The organism is Staphylococcus sp. HGB0015 (genome assembly GCF_000411275.1).
Classification (GTDB): Bacteria; Bacillota; Bacilli; order Staphylococcales; family Staphylococcaceae; genus Staphylococcus; species Staphylococcus schleiferi.
Genome location: NZ_KE150418.1, coordinates 593,558 through 610,582 on the forward strand (window position 1 = coordinate 593,558; position 17,025 = coordinate 610,582).

General features: G+C 37.0%; 12 protein-coding genes and 1 pseudogene. 8 read left to right on the top strand and 5 right to left on the bottom strand.

Annotation, left to right across the window (positions count from 1 at the left end):
- The first annotated feature begins 39 nt into the window (after positions 1 to 39).
- Positions 40 to 921, top strand: coding sequence for a hypothetical protein (locus HMPREF1208_RS09235; RefSeq protein WP_016426115.1), 882 nt, complete (start codon positions 40 to 42; stop codon positions 919 to 921).
- Between the two features lie 90 nt (positions 922 to 1,011).
- Here HMPREF1208_RS09235 and HMPREF1208_RS09240 read toward each other — a convergent pair whose 3' ends face one another.
- Positions 1,012 to 1,461: a MarR family winged helix-turn-helix transcriptional regulator gene (locus HMPREF1208_RS09240; RefSeq protein ID WP_016426116.1), complete on the bottom strand. Its 450-nt coding sequence runs from the start codon at positions 1,459 to 1,461 to the stop codon at positions 1,012 to 1,014.
- A gap of 135 nt (positions 1,462 to 1,596) precedes the next feature.
- On the opposite strand from HMPREF1208_RS09240, the gene HMPREF1208_RS09245 reads away from it, so the two are divergent.
- Both HMPREF1208_RS09245 and HMPREF1208_RS09250 read left to right on the top strand, forming a co-directional pair.
- Positions 1,597 to 2,226, top strand: coding sequence for a nitroreductase family protein (locus HMPREF1208_RS09245; protein ID WP_016426117.1), 630 nt, complete (start codon positions 1,597 to 1,599; stop codon positions 2,224 to 2,226).
- 323 nt (positions 2,227 to 2,549) lie between these two features.
- Positions 2,550 to 3,293: a GTP pyrophosphokinase gene (locus HMPREF1208_RS09250; protein WP_037559438.1), complete on the top strand. Its 744-nt coding sequence runs from the start codon at positions 2,550 to 2,552 to the stop codon at positions 3,291 to 3,293.
- Between the two features lie 116 nt (positions 3,294 to 3,409).
- Here the strand turns inward: HMPREF1208_RS09250 and HMPREF1208_RS09255 are convergent.
- A pseudogene (locus HMPREF1208_RS09255) lies at positions 3,410 to 3,965 on the bottom strand (M23 family metallopeptidase).
- Between the two features lie 227 nt (positions 3,966 to 4,192).
- The gene (locus HMPREF1208_RS09260; RefSeq protein WP_016426121.1) at positions 4,193 to 5,050 is read right to left on the bottom strand and encodes a CHAP domain-containing protein; all 858 of its coding nucleotides are present in this window, start codon (positions 5,048 to 5,050) and stop codon (positions 4,193 to 4,195) included.
- 599 nt (positions 5,051 to 5,649) lie between these two features.
- Here HMPREF1208_RS09260 and HMPREF1208_RS09265 point away from each other — a divergent pair.
- Positions 5,650 to 6,111 carry an ISL3 family transposase gene (locus HMPREF1208_RS09265; RefSeq protein ID WP_016426122.1) on the top strand — a complete coding sequence of 154 codons (462 nt, stop codon included), beginning with the start codon at positions 5,650 to 5,652 and terminating at the stop codon, positions 6,109 to 6,111.
- 319 nt (positions 6,112 to 6,430) lie between these two features.
- On the opposite strand, the gene HMPREF1208_RS09270 is transcribed toward HMPREF1208_RS09265, so the two are convergent.
- Positions 6,431 to 7,144 carry a hypothetical protein gene (locus HMPREF1208_RS09270; RefSeq protein ID WP_016426123.1) on the bottom strand — a complete coding sequence of 238 codons (714 nt, stop codon included), beginning with the start codon at positions 7,142 to 7,144 and terminating at the stop codon, positions 6,431 to 6,433.
- Positions 7,145 to 7,573: 429 nt separating this feature from the next.
- Here HMPREF1208_RS09270 and HMPREF1208_RS09275 point away from each other — a divergent pair, with 429 nt between their 5' ends.
- Both HMPREF1208_RS09275 and HMPREF1208_RS09280 read left to right on the top strand, forming a co-directional pair.
- Positions 7,574 to 8,992, top strand: coding sequence for a phosphate--AMP phosphotransferase (locus HMPREF1208_RS09275; RefSeq protein WP_037559439.1), 1,419 nt, complete (start codon positions 7,574 to 7,576; stop codon positions 8,990 to 8,992).
- 88 nt (positions 8,993 to 9,080) lie between these two features.
- Entirely contained in the window at positions 9,081 to 9,956 is an 876-nt protein-coding gene (locus tag HMPREF1208_RS09280) for an alpha/beta hydrolase (RefSeq protein WP_016426125.1), read from the top strand.
- Between the two features lie 193 nt (positions 9,957 to 10,149).
- On the opposite strand, the gene HMPREF1208_RS09285 is transcribed toward HMPREF1208_RS09280, so the two are convergent.
- On the bottom strand, positions 10,150 to 10,359 hold the full coding sequence (locus HMPREF1208_RS09285; RefSeq protein WP_016426126.1) for a hypothetical protein: 210 nt from the start codon (positions 10,357 to 10,359) through the stop codon (positions 10,150 to 10,152).
- A 318-nt stretch (positions 10,360 to 10,677) separates the two neighbouring features.
- On the opposite strand from HMPREF1208_RS09285, the gene HMPREF1208_RS09290 reads away from it, so the two are divergent.
- A complete protein-coding gene (locus tag HMPREF1208_RS09290) occupies positions 10,678 to 15,693 on the top strand; it encodes an Ig-like domain-containing protein (protein ID WP_016426127.1) in 5,016 nt (1,671 codons plus the stop codon).
- A 155-nt stretch (positions 15,694 to 15,848) separates the two neighbouring features.
- Positions 15,849 to 16,994 carry a hypothetical protein gene (locus HMPREF1208_RS09295; protein ID WP_016426128.1) on the top strand — a complete coding sequence of 382 codons (1,146 nt, stop codon included), beginning with the start codon at positions 15,849 to 15,851 and terminating at the stop codon, positions 16,992 to 16,994.
- Positions 16,995 to 17,025: the final 31 nt, after the last annotated feature.

Sequence of the window (17,025 nt, forward strand, 5' to 3'; positions counted from 1 at the left end):
ATAATACGTTTAAATTGAAAAAACGAAAGAGTGAGAAGGATGGTCAATACTTTAGTCATCACAGACGGTCAACCTTACACCCATGAATATGTAAATATGATGCGGGAGCAAGGTCATAAAGTTTATGTACAAGTGTCACCGACTATGGCACAAACGACGAATGGGCGAACACGCCACATTGATTTATTTAACAAAGCAGATGTTGTAAAGGCGCTAGAAGATATTGCTTTTGTCGTGATTATTGGAGATCCACATTATTCTAACAACGCCTTAACACAAGGACGTGTGATTAATTTGGAGCGACTCATCTATGATAATTTAGCAACCGCTATGCATCAAGCGGGTGTCCAAAAATGTTTAGCAATTCAAGCACGTCTCAATCCTATACTTGAACAAACATTGGCAGCTTATAATATTGATGTGATTCATCAAAAAATAAAGGTGAGACATTTAAAATGGGGAAAACGTGCGCTTTACCAACTGAGTAAAGAAACACAAACTGTACGTTCTATACAGGCCCTTGAAATTCCTGAAAATGTTTCCATGGATGGTGTTACATCTATGTATGGTCGCTTTCTTAAGACATTGAATGGTCGATTGATCAACGGTGTCTATGATGGAACGCGTTTTACAATTATTTTAATGCCATTCAAGTTACCCCTCATTCAAATGTATCACGACACCACAAGTGATCCTGTTAAAAGCGTAGTACTCAATATTACAGGGGGATTGCTTGTTAAAAGAAGCGGTCGGATTCCAAGGTTAGAGTTTAGACGTTTAGAAGGCGCAACAACGACTTGCTTAATCGCTTTGCATGACTTTGTGCCGAGATTACCTTGGCCGATTTATCGTTTAACACAGGCGCCATTGCATGTAGGCGTTTCATATTTATTTTATAAGTATTGGAATAGCTTTAAATAAAGAAAAGGCTTTAAGTTCACTAAAAAGAAAAACTCACCTAGTCCATGAGACTGGGTGAGTTGAAGTGTATCAACGACCTATTTAGGTGTCTTACAGTGCGGTTGGATTTGAAGGGAAATTATTATCTAGAAAACGTTGTAAAATACCAACCATATCTGCCAAATCATTGCCTTCAAATTTAAGTGAAGCACAAGCATCAACAGTGACATTTCTTAATTGTTGTTTCAGTTGACGCCCTTCATCGGTCAATGAAATATTAAGGTTACGTTCGTCTTCAGGGTTTCTAATTTTTTCAACAAATCCTTGCGCAACCAACTTTTTAATAAGTGGTGTGAGTGTACCTGAATTTAAATAAATTCGGTCACCTAAACGTTTAATATTGATCACTTCATCATCTTCTATTGAAATCAATGTAATATAACCTGTATATGTGAGATTATAGTTTTTTAAATGCGCGCTATACTTTTTAATGACTTCTTTGGAAGCGACATAAAATAAAAAGCATAATTCTTTATTTAAATTTTTATCTTGATTTGTCATTTTCAGACCCCCAGTATATAGAAGTGATTATTTCTATTATAACACTTTTCTCTTGATTCAAAAGAAGGTATAAAATATAATCAAATAGCACTTGATTAAATGGATTATTATAAAAATAAAAGAAAGGTGATACTTATGGCACTTAATCAAAACTTTGAGGAAATAATGACAGGAAGACGCTCGGTAAAATTATTTGACGAATCTGTTAAAATTCCACGTTCAGAAATGAATGAGATGATTAGAAAAGCGACGTTAGCACCTTCATCAATTAACATGCAACCATGGCGCTTTGTAGTGGTTGACACTGAAGAAGGTAAAGATACATTACGTCCACTTGTTCAATTTAATACACGCCAAAACGATTCATCTGCAGCGATGATTGTTATTTTCGGTGATATGTTAAATTATGAATATGCAGAAGAAATCTACGGTTCTGCAGTTGAACAAGGCTTTATGCCAGAAGATGTTAAAGTTGACCTTGTTAAACGTTTTGTAGGTATGTATGAAGGTCTTGATCAACAATCAATGAATGACATTGTTAAAGTGGACAGCAGTTTAGCTGCAATGCAGTTAATGTTAGTTGCACGTGAACATGGTTATGATACGAACCCAATTGGTGGTTTTGAAAGAGAAAAAATTGCTGAAGGTTTAGGATTAGACCCTCAACGTTATGTACCTGTTATGATCGTAGCTATTGGTAAAGCAGCCCAAGAAGGTCGTCCAAGTGCACGTTTAGATGTAGACAGAATCGTTCAATACCGTTAAACCTAAAGAGGCATTGCTATTCGCTTTGTAAAGAGTGGCTTCATTGCGAATATGTTCTCCATCCCCAAGGCTAAAATGAACGTAACTTTCATTTTCTTAAATGAGATCAATTGCCACATAATTAAAGTGATAGTGACTGATGAACAAATTAATGGTGATAGACCAGATTTGCATCTGTTGCTATCACTTTTTTTGCAATTTTTAGCTAAAAATTTGATAATACAATCATAAGTAGTAAAGTGGTAAGTAGTGAGAACATCGATGACATGGGAGTAAAGACAAAAAATGATAAAACGCGTATTCAATCAATATGGGGTGAGAACATGTTTGTAGAAAAAAACGCGCCAATCAATGTTCAAAGTTTGAAGCATGAATTTGCAAGCTATCGAATTGAAGATTTAAAGCATTTGGACCAACCTGAGGAAATCATCGCATTTGTAGCACTGGAACATTCGTATCGCGCGGCGTTAGAAGAGATTAGTACAAAATTGAGGATACTAGACGAAGATTTCCAAGTCAAAAATGCCCATAATCCAATTCACCATATGGAGCGACGAGTGAAAAAGCTACCTAGTTTACTCCAAAAACTTAAAAGAAAAGGCATCGAAATCAGCGCGAAAGCTGCACAGACACATATCATGGATATTGCAGGAATTCGAGTCATCTGTAATTATATTGATGACATTTATACTGTGGAGCAACTATTGTTAAAACAAGCAGACATTAAATTGTTGAAGCGTAAAGATTACATCGAAGTGCCTAAGCAAAACGGCTATAAAAGTTTGCACATTGTTGTTTCAGTCCCTATATTTTTGACAGATGGGACGGTTGAAACGCCCGTTGAAATCCAATTACGTACGATTGGGATGGATATGTGGGCGAGTTTAGAACATAAATTGCATTATAAAAACACAAATGGCAATACAGACGTTTATCGTCATACATTGAAAGAATGTGCGCTTGAAATTGCAAATGTTGAACGCAAAATGCAGCGTATTCATCTCAATATTCAACAAGATGATGTGAGCAATCAAAATACAACGCATCATCCCCATTTGGAAGAATAACCTGATGTTATTCATAAGCATGCAACCAACGCATATGAAACATTGGTATAAATAAAACGCTATGTAAAAAGGACATATTAAGAAATCGAAAGGTGTATTGATTTCTCAATATGTCCTTATTCAATGCGATAAAGACTACGTTGTTGATGGGGTAATTGATGAATAAAAGGTTCAGGATCTTCGGCAAAACGATTACCAATACCGCCCTTCATACGTTGAAAATGGAGGTGAGGGCCTGTTGTTTGTTCTCCCGTATTACCAGATTGTGCGATGACATCTCCAGGAGACAGTATCGCCGGCTTTAACTTCATATCGGTTTAAATGCATAAACCATTGATAATGTGTGCCGTCAGCTTCGCGAATCTCTAAAACATTGCCACCTAATTTATTTTTAAAGGTACGTGTCACAGTACCGTGCGTTGGCGCAAGGATTTTTGTGTTTTCAGGTAAAGCGTAGTCGATACCATAATGACGGGAATCGCCATTAAATGATACACCATGACTATACTTTCCAAATCCATGTGTTTTTCGATCAGGATGTATATACTTTTCATATTGAGCTGTATACCAATGTGTGAGCTGTGACTTGAGCGTGCGGTCATTCCGAAGCACAGTAAAAGTCACTCCTAGCATGATCATAGAGAAAAGTATAAAAAATAAGGAACGTTTCATATATCCTCCTTATATGAATAAAGTAATATTATTTTATAAGGCATATGTAATCAGCACAATGATTTTGTTTCAAAGTAGCACGTAGCTAATGATATGGAAGGAAATAATTCATATATCATAGCAGTTTTATTATAAAAAGAAGCGCTAAGACGATTTTCTGTTAAGAATCATCTTAGCGCTTCTTATTTTAATATTGATGTTCTGATCTATTACATATTCACTAGCGATTAGTGAATAAAGTTATAACCTGCAGCTTGGCTTGCAGAGATTGTACGTGAAGTGACAACGCCAGCACCGTGGCCATAGTTCATTTCAGATACTGTTACTGAACCGTTTGAACCGACACTTTCAACGTAAGCAACGTGGCCATATGCACCAGCAGATGTTTGCATGATTGCACCAGCAGTAGGTTTGTTGTTTACTGTATATCCAGCAGAACGCGCTGCATTCGCCCAGTTATTTGCATTGCCCCAAGTAGAACCAATTTTACCGCCTGCACGTTCAAATGCATAGTAAGTACATTGACCAGAAGTATATAAGTTTGAGCCAGATGCAGTTGTTGCGATAGAACGTCCGCTTGTAGTTACTGTACCTTGGTTATCAGTAGGTGCTTCAGTAGCTATTGGTGTTGCTGTTTGTTGTGTTTGGTAGTTAACTTGGCTTGTTGTTGTAGTAGGGACTGTTACGTTTGATGTTGATTGTGCATTGTATGCACTGTATTGATAGTTTGTATTTGTATTATTATTTGTATTGACTACAGGTGTTTCAACTGCAGTGTAGTCATAGTGATAAGTGTAGTTTTGGTTGTTAGTTTGGTAGTAGTAATAATCAACTGTTCCATCACCATTTTCTGTATAGAAAACATAATCTTGGTTGTTAAACATTGATGGATCCCAGTTTCCGTCTAATGTATGGTGTTTGTTACCATTAGCGTCTGTTGTTACGAAGTCTTGAGTTGCTTCTGAATATGTTGTCGTGTAATGCGATGTTTCATTAAGTTCTGCTGCTTGGGCATCATTAGAAGCCATGTAGCCAACTCCAACTAAGCTCAAGGTAGCGATTGTAGCAGTAGTTAATTTTTTCATAATTAAAAAGTCTTCCTCTCTGAATTCGTTTTGTTACTGAAAGCATCATAGCACACTCATATGATGGAATAAACCATTGTAAACGATTTTAAGCGTGAATGTAACATAAATGAAACAAAAGATAAAACGATGTCTTATTTTACATTAGTGTGTAATTCATCTTTTATAAAACGGAACAATGGTAAATTTTGACTTTAATCAAAAATCAGAAAGCGATAAACGGGGTCAAACACTGCCCAAATAGCTTTTTATTTCTTTTAAATATGCTACATAAAATAAAAAAATATAATCAATTTTTATACAACAAAAAGAGGGATGTGATTGAAATTTACGGTGGAAGGAATATGAAATTCAATGCAAAATATAGAAATTTGAGGTCAGTGACAAGCGCTTAAGTGTTTAAATGGACTCCAAAAAGTTGACGCACCTTTTGTAAATGAAAACTGGATGAGGGGCAATAGGAATTAGCGTTACAAATTGGTTCTTCATTTTTTTTGGTGGGATGACATAAGTCATCCTGCTTTTTTGTACAAAAATAGCGCAAATGCCTCTATAATTTTAAGTGACTAAACCAAAAATAAAGGAGACATATTGCGCCTATGTGTAATGATATATTAAAGTTACTAAAAATTAAAGATAATAATATTAAAATCACTAAAGTTGAAGAAGATGTAGTTATTAGAGGTAAGAAATCTAACGTCATCTTTGGTACCCTTTCATACAAGCCTATGACTTGTCCTCACTGTTATCATTCGAATCCAAACCGAATACACAAACACGGAAAACGTTTATCGCGAATTACTTTTTTAAGATTCCAAGAGATAGCAGTGTATTTAAATCTGTTAAAACAACGTTTTAAATGTAGGGTTTGTGGTCGGACTTTTACTTCTAAAACAAATGTTGTTGAGGATAACTGTTTTATCTCAAACCATGTTCAGAAAGCTATTATAGATAAAGCAACACAAGTTCGCTCAGAAACTGATATCGCAAGTGATTGTAACGTTTCTGCATCTTCTGTAAAACGTGTGATTCATAAAGTAAGCAATGCCACTTTTCAATAGTGAAATTGCTTAAATAGATTGCGTGCCGAGTCGAGACTCCCGAGGCATAGAGCCGAAACCGAAAATCCATTTTGGCTTCTTATGAGCTACAATAAAAGCCAAAATTAGTTGAGGTAAGGCGCCTGGGAAAGCGAGACTCGAAGAAGCAATCGGAAGTTTGCGACTTAATTATTATAGACACATAACCACCATATAAAGTGTACAGCCTACAAATTAAGCTTCAAAACTCAAGAGATGGCGTCACCCGATCGGAAAATTATATGAAACACAAAAAAGGATTCCAAAATTGGAATCCTTTTTTATAATATATTGGGTTAAATTACATTCCCCAAGCACTTAAGCCTTGTGCTTTGTATGCTTTTGTAGCAGCGTCAACTTGTTGGTCGAAAGTATTTGTTGGTCCCCAACCTGGCATAGTTTGGAATAAACCTGACGCACCTGAAGCGTTACGTGCGTTTAATTGACCATTAGATTCACGAGCGATGATGTGCTCCCAAGTTGAAGCAGAAACACCAGTACGTTGTGCTAAAATTTGTGCTGCTCTTGAACCGTGGCTACCAGCAGTGTTACCGTTTGATAATGTTACTGAACCAGCACTGCTTGTTGAAGTTGATGAAGTTTGGTATGAAGGTGCTGATTGTTTCGCTGGTGCTGAGTAATTTGATTGTTGTACATTTGAAGCTTCGTTATTTCCGTGGTGTGCTGAAGCTTGTGCACTGTAGTCAGCCATTTGAGTTGGTTGTGCTACTGATGATTGTGCCATTTCTTGACCTGAACCGTTGCCGTATGACCATCCGAATGTCACACCGTCAGACCAGAAGTGGAAGTTTACGCCATTTACAGTGAAGTGGTAGTCGTACGCACCATCTTCAATTGCGTGTTCATTTAATGATTGATCGTTGTTTAATGCTAATTGTGCTAATTCTACTTTATTAATATTTTCTTCTGCGGCATTCGCGTCTGCTGAATGTAAAGCAACACCTGTAGTTCCTAATGCTAATGCTAAAGAAGATGCAAGTAATGTTTTTTTCATAATAAAATAAGTCCTCCAGTAAAAATTATTTTTCAGATTTTCATTTTCAAAAGCTTACTAAAAATTTTCAACAACCACACTCTACCAACGAAACACCCATTTGTAAATTACGTGTAAATAACAAAACATTACAATCAGTTTTCATTTTCTCCGTTTGTAATCTAACTGTCATATAACATGTCGTACACTGAATGATTTAATGCGTTATAAAACATTGATATGATAGGTTTTTAGCGATGTATTTAAATAATGGTAAAAACGTCCTTTTGTTACAAATATTACAAGATGAATTAAAACTGTAATGAAAAAAGGGGGGTGAAATTGAAGAAAATTGAATTGTAAAGCTAAATTTTTTTTGAAGAAAGGGCGAAAAAAATCCATGATTCAGTTAAAATATTCTTATATATTGATAGAAGTGGATGAGGTGAAATGATGAAAAAAATTGAAACACTACGACTAAAAATTGCGGAACTCACACGACAAACCCACGAACTTGGTATACCGATAATGATTGTTTTTGAAGGGGTAGCTGCATCAGGAAAAACGCGTTTAACGAACGACTTACTACTCAACTTAGATGCCAAATATACGAAATTTATTGCGACAAAAACACCATCTGAATATGACTTGAGATATCCTTTCTTACAGCGATTTTGGGAAACATTACCCGAGAAAGGTTATATCAATATCTATTTTAGAAGTTGGTACTCACATTTTGTGGATTATAAAATTCACCAAATTAAATATCCGCTGTTCAAAGATGAAAAAATCCTTAAAAGTGAGATTCAAGGCTTTGAATCCATGTTACAAGATGATCATCACGAAATTATCAAATTTTTTATCCATATTAATGAAGAAAAACGACAAAAGCATATTGCGCATATGAAATCGAATCCTTTAACACGATGGAAAGCACAAGAATATGAGCAAATTGTTTCGCCAGACGTTTATTTAGAGACGTTAAAACCGATGTTAGACCACACGTGGAAAGAAATTGATTATAGCGATAGAGAAGATGCGATTATAACAATGTATGAACATTTGCATGAACGCTTAACTAAGGCGATAGACAAGTATCAGAAGCGTAAAGGTAAGAAAGACGGTCGTTTTACGCCTTCTTTTCACTCAGATTTATTTGGCAAACCTAAAAACAAAGTGTCAAAAGAAGACTATCAAGATAAAATTGAAACACTCCAGTTAAGAATGCGAGAACTACAGTTTGCATTATATGAAAGAAAAATTCCATTAGTCTTAGTTTATGAAGGTATGGATGCTGCCGGAAAAGGTGGAAATATAAAACGGGTGAGAACTTATTTAGATCCTACAGGTTATGAAGTCAATGCCATTAGTGCACCGACGGATGTCGAACTCAACCATCATTATTTATGGCGATTTGCGAAAACCATGCCTAAAAGTGGCCATATCGGTATATTTGATCGCAGTTGGTATGGGCGTGTTCTCGTTGAACGTGTGGAAGGTTTTGCATCTGAACAAGAATGGATGCGTGCGTATGATGAAATTAATACGTTTGAAAAAATGTGGGTCAATGACGGCGCAATCATATTGAAGTTTTTCTTATCATTAGATAAAGATGAACAATTGAAACGTTTTAAAGCACGCGAAGAAGATGTAGATAAGCAATGGAAAATCACTGATGAAGATTGGCGCAATCGAGACAAATGGGACGAATACGTGGAAGCAAGTCACGATATGATTGAAAAAACAAATACTGAAGCTGCACCGTGGTATGTTGTGGCTGCAGATCATAAGAAAACAGCACGAATTGAAGTTTTAAAATATATTATTCAAAAATGTGAAGAAAAACTTTGGGGCGTTCAACAATATTAAAATCCGTCCTAAGTCTTTTGACTCGAAACTTTTTTCTACTATAATATATTTATTAATAAAACAATAGACCTTAGATAGAGGAATTTTTATGTCATTGGAAAATTACAAAACGGATATTAAAGTGTTAGAAAATGCACATCAAGCACAACTTGAAATTGTAACGATGGGTGACCCAGATGCAACCCATGCGGTCGTTTTACTTCATGGTGCGATTATGAATTACAAGATCATGACACTATTTGCAGAATATCTTCAAAATGCGCAGCTCATTTTTATTAACGCACCTGGCCGTGGAGAAAGTACGGGACTAGAGCGAGGTCAGTATGATCTTTCAGAATATGCGATACGGATGAACGAAGCACTTGTTGATATGGTAGAAGCAGGCCACATTGAGCAAATGTCCATTATTGGTTATTCGATGGGCGGATTAATTGCGACAAAGTTAGCAGGTTATAATACGTTACCCATCAAGCATTTAATATATTTGAATAGTGCTGCTAAAATTGATTACAAAGAGTTACGTTTTTCAAAGTTACTGAGTGAACTTGTTAAAGATATCAAACCGGGTGAGCAAGATAAAATGGTCAAGAGTATTCCCGAATTTATCTTGAAGCAAGGTGTTTCGAAAAAACACAATGAAGTGTTTAATTTCACCCAATATCTTGCACCAGTTGATACGATGATGACAGATTTGTTGTATACGTTGCGTGCGGATTATTTAGAGGATATTGACCTTATTCAAAATATGCCAGAAGTACTGTTTTTGTTAGGTGAAGATGATGTGATTTTCCCGAACAAAGACTCGCAAACAACTTACGAAAAGTTTGATGCATTAGGAGCAAAAGTTAAATCGATTGTTTATCCCGAAGTAGGACATTTAGACTTTTTGCGTGTCTTGGATGACACGCACGATCGACATCAAGGGAGCATCACTTATCATATCAACCATCTATTATCGTTATAATTTAAAGCTCATTTTATTAACATTAATAGCGGTTATTACAGGTATGAATAAAATCATTACAATACAAAGTTTTATCAAAAAAAAAGAAAGCGCTAAGACGATTTTTATTTTCAATCATCTTAGCGCTATTTATTTTGGGATTAATGGTTCAGCCTCTTTTTAGCAACATCAATTAGATTTGATTTTGAAAGGTTTAAAAGAAATCTGAAGGTAAGAACTCCTCAAAGTCAAAGTTTTGAACTTTTTGCACAGGACCACTATTTAATATTTCTTGAACAGGTTGGCTTTGGACCAATTCATATTTATAGTTTTCAATAGTAGAGAGATTTTCGTGATAATTTAGGAAATGTGCAGCAACGAGGATGGCTGCAATTGCGACTGTTGCTCGAATAATGACGCGCATGATTTTCCTCCTTCTTGTCGTTTGATACTTTTATCATACAGGATGATGCTGATGATTGACATGCGGCCTCAGCAATAACCCTACTTACGACTTTAGAATGATAATCGACATTTTATTAAAAAGCGTTTAAAGGATCCAAATGATATAACAATTGTTTATTTAAAACCCTATTTTGATACAGCCTTGTTTTTGAAAATAAAATACTTGCTTAAATGAATACGAATTACAGTACATCTTCCAAAACTAAAAATGTTTTGATAATATATATTGAGATAAAATTAATTTATATCAATAAAGATATAGGGATGTGAACCGATATTGAATAGAAAATATCATTTGAAATCAGAAAAGCAAGTACAGCAACAATTTGGCATACGTAAGTATAAAGTGGGCATTGTCTCTGTCATGTTTGCTTCATTTATTTATATCAATATAGGGCATAGTGCACAAGCTGCCGAATTACCTGCTTCCCATGAATCAGGGTCGTCTATAACACACAGCAATGTAAACACAGTAGAGAAAAAAGAAGTACCTGAAGCCGGGGAACACACAGCGCTCAAGTCTGAAGACTCAGTAGACGCGACAACGGTGACGCATGTAGAAAGTGCTGTTAATAAAGATAAGGTCATCAACCATACGCAAGCGGAACAACCTACAAATGCGGATACAGCCACAAGAGACACAACGGCAAAGGCACCACAATCTGATAAACAAGATGCAGAGATAGGTCAACAAACGGGTGAAACCACTTTTCGTGCAGCGGATTCATCTGTACCAGAAGCAAATGAAGCAGACATACATGCACCCGCACCTCAAGCACAAGCTCAGCCAAAAACAGTAGAAAAGATTCCAGAGAAAGTTTATGAAAAAAGCATCCCAGTCATGAAGCATCCTAAAAATGCACAAACATTAGGGATGGGAAGAGGCATTGGACAAGGACGCGAAAGTTTAGGTGTGATTGTACCTGCACATACGAAATTGTACATCCGTCAAGTACATCCTCAAAATAATGATGAGCTTCACGTAAGTTTGATGACGGATGATAGTCAGCAAAATAAAAGTAAAGTTATCCCTAAAACTGGAGAATGGGTCAGTGTAGAAGCAGCGATCGACAGTGCGGCGTTTGTCAATTTACCTAGAGGCCTCAATCATCAGCCGCTCGTTGATTTCTATATTCAAAACAATTTAGGACGCGCTTTGCCTACTTATCGGCGTGGACAAAGCCAAAGTGATTTTGAAGCGCAATGGGAAAAGCAAGATGCGAGCTATGCATTTGTAGAAGGTGAACATATCTCGTTTTTAATTCCAAAAGAAGATCGTCAACGCATTAGTAAAATGAAACAGAGTCAAGGTTCCGCTTTTAAAAATTTAGATGAAATGATTGACTATTATGATGATGTGATTTCGAAATATAGTCAATGGGCAGGGTTAAATGAAGACCCGCAATCGCCAAATTATAATGTGGAAATGAAATATTTTACGATGGCAGATAAAAACGGCTATGGCTTAGCTTATTGGACATGGGATCATATGGGTTCTAACAGCGCATCATTACATGGCTATTTGCAACCAGGATGGCTCGCTTTACATGAAGTGGGGCACGGATATGATGGTTGGATGGTCGGCGATAGTCGAATGGAATTGCTCGAAGTATGGAACAATATTTTTGCGAATGAATATCAAACAAAAGTTCAAGGCATTAAAAATGGTTGGTTATATGAGAACCGTCAACAAGCTTTTCAACAGCGCATTCATGATCAAATATTAAAGAATCCACAACAATTTTCATACGCCAATATCGGTTTACGTGATCGATTGGATTTTATGACGCGGATGGTTCGTTTGACGGGAATTGAAGGTTTGACTCAGATGCTTCAATCTGTACGTGAAGAGGCCTCACAAGGGCCAGTAACAAAAGATGTTCCACGCTGGATTAATACGTATTGGCTTGCGAATCGTGGGTACAACGGACTGGCATACTTTGATTTATATCATATCGATATTCCAACAAGTTTAAAAGATACTGTAAATGCATATCCTAATAGTTACATTTATCCATTAGCATTATTAATCGAGAATGAAACGGAACGTCAAAAATATGTGAAGCAGTTAGGCTTGTCGACTGCCTATGAACTTGTGCGTAGTTCGGATTTAAAAGAGAGCACTATCAAAGCGAGTGCAACGGTGACAGTGGATCAGCAAGGGCAAGTGTTACCTGATGGCAGTACGATTAAGTTAATAGATGGAACGACACAAGTAGCTGAAGCTACAATTGTAAATGGAAAAGCACAATTTGAACAAATTCGTCCAGGGATATACAAAATCGTAGCCCCGTTATCAAAAGATGCAGCGTTGCCAGAGCATGCGTATTTGATAGTGAAAGAAAAAGGGGAAAACGTAGCCACAGTGACATACCCTGCCCTCCAACATAGACAAACGGCAATGACTGAACGCATTGTATTACAGGGAATCTCCAACCGAGAATTTGTGAATATTGAATATCAACCTGAACATCAAAAAGTGATCTATCGTCAAAATAATGTTCAACCGCATTTTTATTTTACAGATGAATATGCGCATATTACGATAAAAAATCAAAATGGAAAGATTTTATTGGACCAATCATTAATAGGCAAAGAGACAGCTGAAGGCAAAGTTGCTACATTTGATTTGAAAGACGGTGACACCATTACGGTTAAACACCGTGAACCTCAATCACGTCGACAAGTGTGGCGTATCGAAAATCATACACAATTAAAATTACCGCAACCAGAAAAGGAAACAGTCACTTACACATTAACGGACAAAGGCTTTATCGTGGAAGGAGAAACTACTGAGGCAGCAGAAAAAAGATATGCTGAGCAAATGCAAGAAGATGTGACACAGCTGATTCAGCGATTGAAAGCAGAGCCAAATCGAGATTACCGCATTCCACTATACCGTATTGTTCAAGGCGTTCAACATATGGATGTCATTGAAAAAGAAAAATTGATGCAACAATTACAACCTTATTTACAAGAAATGGTGACGAATCATACTGAGCAACCCACAGTGTCTTCAACTGAACGGGATAAAGGTTTTATTACGGGAGATGCATCTGAAAATGCATGGGTCACTGTAACTTATCCATCAGGTACTATGACAAAAGTTCAAGCAGATGAATATGGTTATTGGGAAACTGCAATTCCTGAACGAGAAGCATTACAAGTCAATGATCAATTGGCAATTGTTGCTACATTGCCCGGGAAATTTCCTTCTCCGCCACTTTACGTTAAAGTCACGGATACTATTGCACCACCGCCGCCACAAGTGGATGATTTTGTAGAAAATACATCAACAATGACGGGTACATCAGCGTTGCATACGACTATATTGGTTACACTACCGAACAAGAAAACTTTACAAACAAATACTGTAGAAGGTAAATGGTCCATTGAAATACCGCCAAGTACACCTCAAACTGCAGATGATACGATTTTTGTCCAAGCGATAGATGATGTAGGCAATCGTTCAGCAATCAACTATGTAACACCTATTGACAATACACCACCTGTTCAACCGCAAGTTACAGTCACTGAAGCGGGCAAACATATTATTTGGGGGCATGGTGAAAAATATAAAGACACAATAGAAGTGACATTACCAAACAATGAAATCATCAAAACGAAAGTAGGACGAAATTTAACTTGGATGATTGGTGTCCCATTTCATACTGAACTGCGTGCAGGATCCAAAATATCAGTTATAGAAATAGATCGCTCTGGCAATCGATCTCAACCGGGCATAGGACAAGTTGTAGACACGACACCACCTCAAACGCCTACAGTCGATTTATTACAACAAGGAACACCGGTATTGACAGGGAAAGCAGAGCCGAAAAGTAAAATCATTGTGACGATTAATGAAAAAACCATGCTAGAAGCACAGGTCCATCAAGATGGAACTTGGGAAATTAATAATCCTGCCATCGCAACGATTCAAGCTGATGACAACGTTTCAGTCAAAGCTGTCGATGAAAGCGCAAATGTTTCACCGCTCATATTTGTTAAAGTTCAACCGATGACAAAAGCACCTGAGACGATAGAATCCGTTAAAGACAGTGAAACTTCAGCGCATACAAATGCATCAGAAACACCGTCTGTCCCTGTAGAAACACCAGAAGTAATGGAACAACCAAAGACTGAAAATAACGTCGAGGCAACAGAAACAGAGGAAACACCAGAGAAAGAGGTGCCAGTGGAAACAGAAGTAGCCTCAGGTCCTGTAGAATCACCTGAAATGGTAGAAGAATCAAAAGCCGAAGACAAAGTAGAATCAACAGAAGAAGCGGAAATGCCAGAGGAACCAACTGTTAAAGAAGAAACGCCAACAGTAGTAGCGCTTGCAGAAAGTATAGATGTACCGAAAGTCGAAAATCCATCTACGAGCGAGGAGTCATCTGAAGCATCATCAGTAGTAGAACCACCAAAGACTGAAGGTAACACTGAGCCAACCAAAACAGGGGAAGCACCAGAGAAAGAAATGCCAGTAGAAACAGAAATAGCCTCAGGTCCTGTAGAAACACCAGAAATAGTAGAAGAACCAAAAGCTGAAAATAAAGTAGAACCGACAGAAGAAGTCGATAAGTTGGAGAAACCAACAGTTAAAGAAGATACGCCAACAGTAGTAACACCTGCAGACATTGTGGAAACACCAGAGACTGAGGAACCGGTTGAAGTAGAAGAACGGCCTCAGACTGACGACAATGTTGTAGTCATAGAGGAAGACGATGTGACTGAGGAATCAACTTTAACAGAAGCAACGCGTCCATCAGAGGAAGACATCCTAGAAACAATCAGTCCGTCGCAAGTGGAAAACACTATTGGACATATAGAAGAATTAGAAAAGACAACACCAGTAGAACATGATAGTCCAACTGAAGCGGAAATAACAGTGGAGAACGATAAAGTATCTGAGGCTCAGGAAATTGAAGAAAATTCAACAACTCTAGAAAAGCCTGAGTCACAAGATGGACCTATGATAGAAGAAATGGATTACCAAAACCAATATAATGAACAGAACGGCGATGCCAAAGTCCAGTTTGTGAAGGCTAAGACGAACGTTACTCATGATTATAAAGCACCAGAAGTGACGAAGACGCATTTAACATTAACGCGTAAAACTGTACCGGTCGCGCATGTTAGTGTTAGTGACGAAAAACAAAGGTTATCCACTGCATCACAATTACCTGCTGCGGGGCAATCTGAAAATATACAGTGGAAAGGCTTACTATTGGCATGTGTGGGATTGAGCTTAATGACACGACGTTTCTTTAAAACGCATTCCAAACAATAGGACGTCTTGCCATATTGATAAAATTTGGAAAGCAGAATACAGTCTGACATGTGCTATACGACGTTCGTTCACTTTTCACATTCGTTTCATCTTTACATTCATTTAATATCCTTACGTTATGATGAAAGTAAAGACAAATGAAGGGAGTATCTCAGGTGAAAATCACTTTCGAGGCGATACAAAATCGACGCGGCTGGATACAAGCGGATTATAATGATGGTTTACATGAAGGATGCATTCGTTTTGAAATGTCAGATGCAATCGATGTGCGTGATGATTTAGTAGCTGAAGCGCTTGCTGCTTTGTGTGGACAATATTATGACACCATTGAAATGGCGCTAAAAGTATCGAATAAAACCAAAAAACAAATAGAAGCGCGTACCGGTGCGCAATTGATTTGTAAAGTAGGTATGTTATTTTGGAATATTAACAAGATGATGAGACAAGATATTAAGACTTTGAATTTCAATGGTGATTTGTCTAATTTATCGGCTTTAGCTTTAACGCCAGGCGAAGTGAATAAAGTGTCGCTAGACTTCGGTCAAGAATCACTACGAATGTATGAAATGTTTGATCGCTGGAATAGTAGAATCGTTAAAACGAATGTGATGGCAACCCATTTTCCAAAAATCACGTCTGATTATTATATGATAGGTAGTATTTTATACAAAGATTTTTTTAATACGACCTATATGATTACAGGTTTACAACTTAATCCGTTAACTTTTAATATGACTAAAATAGAAGCAGAGCAAGCGATAGCGGGTATGATTAATTTGCCACATTCTCTAGGATTAACTGTTGTCGGTCATACAAAAATTGCTTGTCGCCGTTGGTCTAATATGTTAGAAAGTGCTATTAACTCGGTTAAACTGTCAGAATCACATGTCAGTTCATTACAGAGATTATTAGTAGAAATTGAAAATGAACGTAATCATCTAGGTTTGAGAATCCATTCGCGAGATCTTCAACCGACCCAAATCGTGTGGGGAGCAGATGCGCGTTTAGATTTTATCGCACTCTATATTTTAAAATATGGGGGACGTGAAAAAGCTGAAAAATTAGTACGGGATATTCCAGTTTCTGCAGAAGCGTTAGTTGCTCAATGTGATTTCAATTTTTATGAACGCTATTATCCAGGTGCGTTTTATTATATGAGTCGATCATTTAGGGAAGCGGTACAAAAGGTATTAGAAAAGAATGAAATTTTACTCTATAGTGAAGCGGATTGGCAGAATTTTTTATATGTGAAAGATTGGATCGCAAACACAAGAAAAGATGCGATTCAAATAGGAAGATAATAAAAGGCATTTGCGTCTTTAATATTAAATA

Coding starts and splice junctions, on each gene's coding strand:
- HMPREF1208_RS09265 (WP_016426122.1), top strand. CDS start 5,650: ATGTGTAATGATATATTAAAGTTACTAAAAATTAAAGATAATAATATT.
- HMPREF1208_RS09245 (WP_016426117.1), top strand. CDS start 1,597: ATGGCACTTAATCAAAACTTTGAGGAAATAATGACAGGAAGACGCTCG.
- HMPREF1208_RS09235 (WP_016426115.1), top strand. CDS start 40: ATGGTCAATACTTTAGTCATCACAGACGGTCAACCTTACACCCATGAA.
- HMPREF1208_RS09240 (WP_016426116.1), bottom strand. CDS start 1,461: ATGACAAATCAAGATAAAAATTTAAATAAAGAATTATGCTTTTTATTT.
- HMPREF1208_RS09280 (WP_016426125.1), top strand. CDS start 9,081: ATGTCATTGGAAAATTACAAAACGGATATTAAAGTGTTAGAAAATGCA.
- HMPREF1208_RS09275 (WP_037559439.1), top strand. CDS start 7,574: ATGATGAAAAAAATTGAAACACTACGACTAAAAATTGCGGAACTCACA.
- HMPREF1208_RS09260 (WP_016426121.1), bottom strand. CDS start 5,050: ATGAAAAAATTAACTACTGCTACAATCGCTACCTTGAGCTTAGTTGGA.
- HMPREF1208_RS09285 (WP_016426126.1), bottom strand. CDS start 10,359: ATGCGCGTCATTATTCGAGCAACAGTCGCAATTGCAGCCATCCTCGTT.
- HMPREF1208_RS09270 (WP_016426123.1), bottom strand. CDS start 7,144: ATGAAAAAAACATTACTTGCATCTTCTTTAGCATTAGCATTAGGAACT.
- HMPREF1208_RS09250 (WP_037559438.1), top strand. CDS start 2,550: ATGTTTGTAGAAAAAAACGCGCCAATCAATGTTCAAAGTTTGAAGCAT.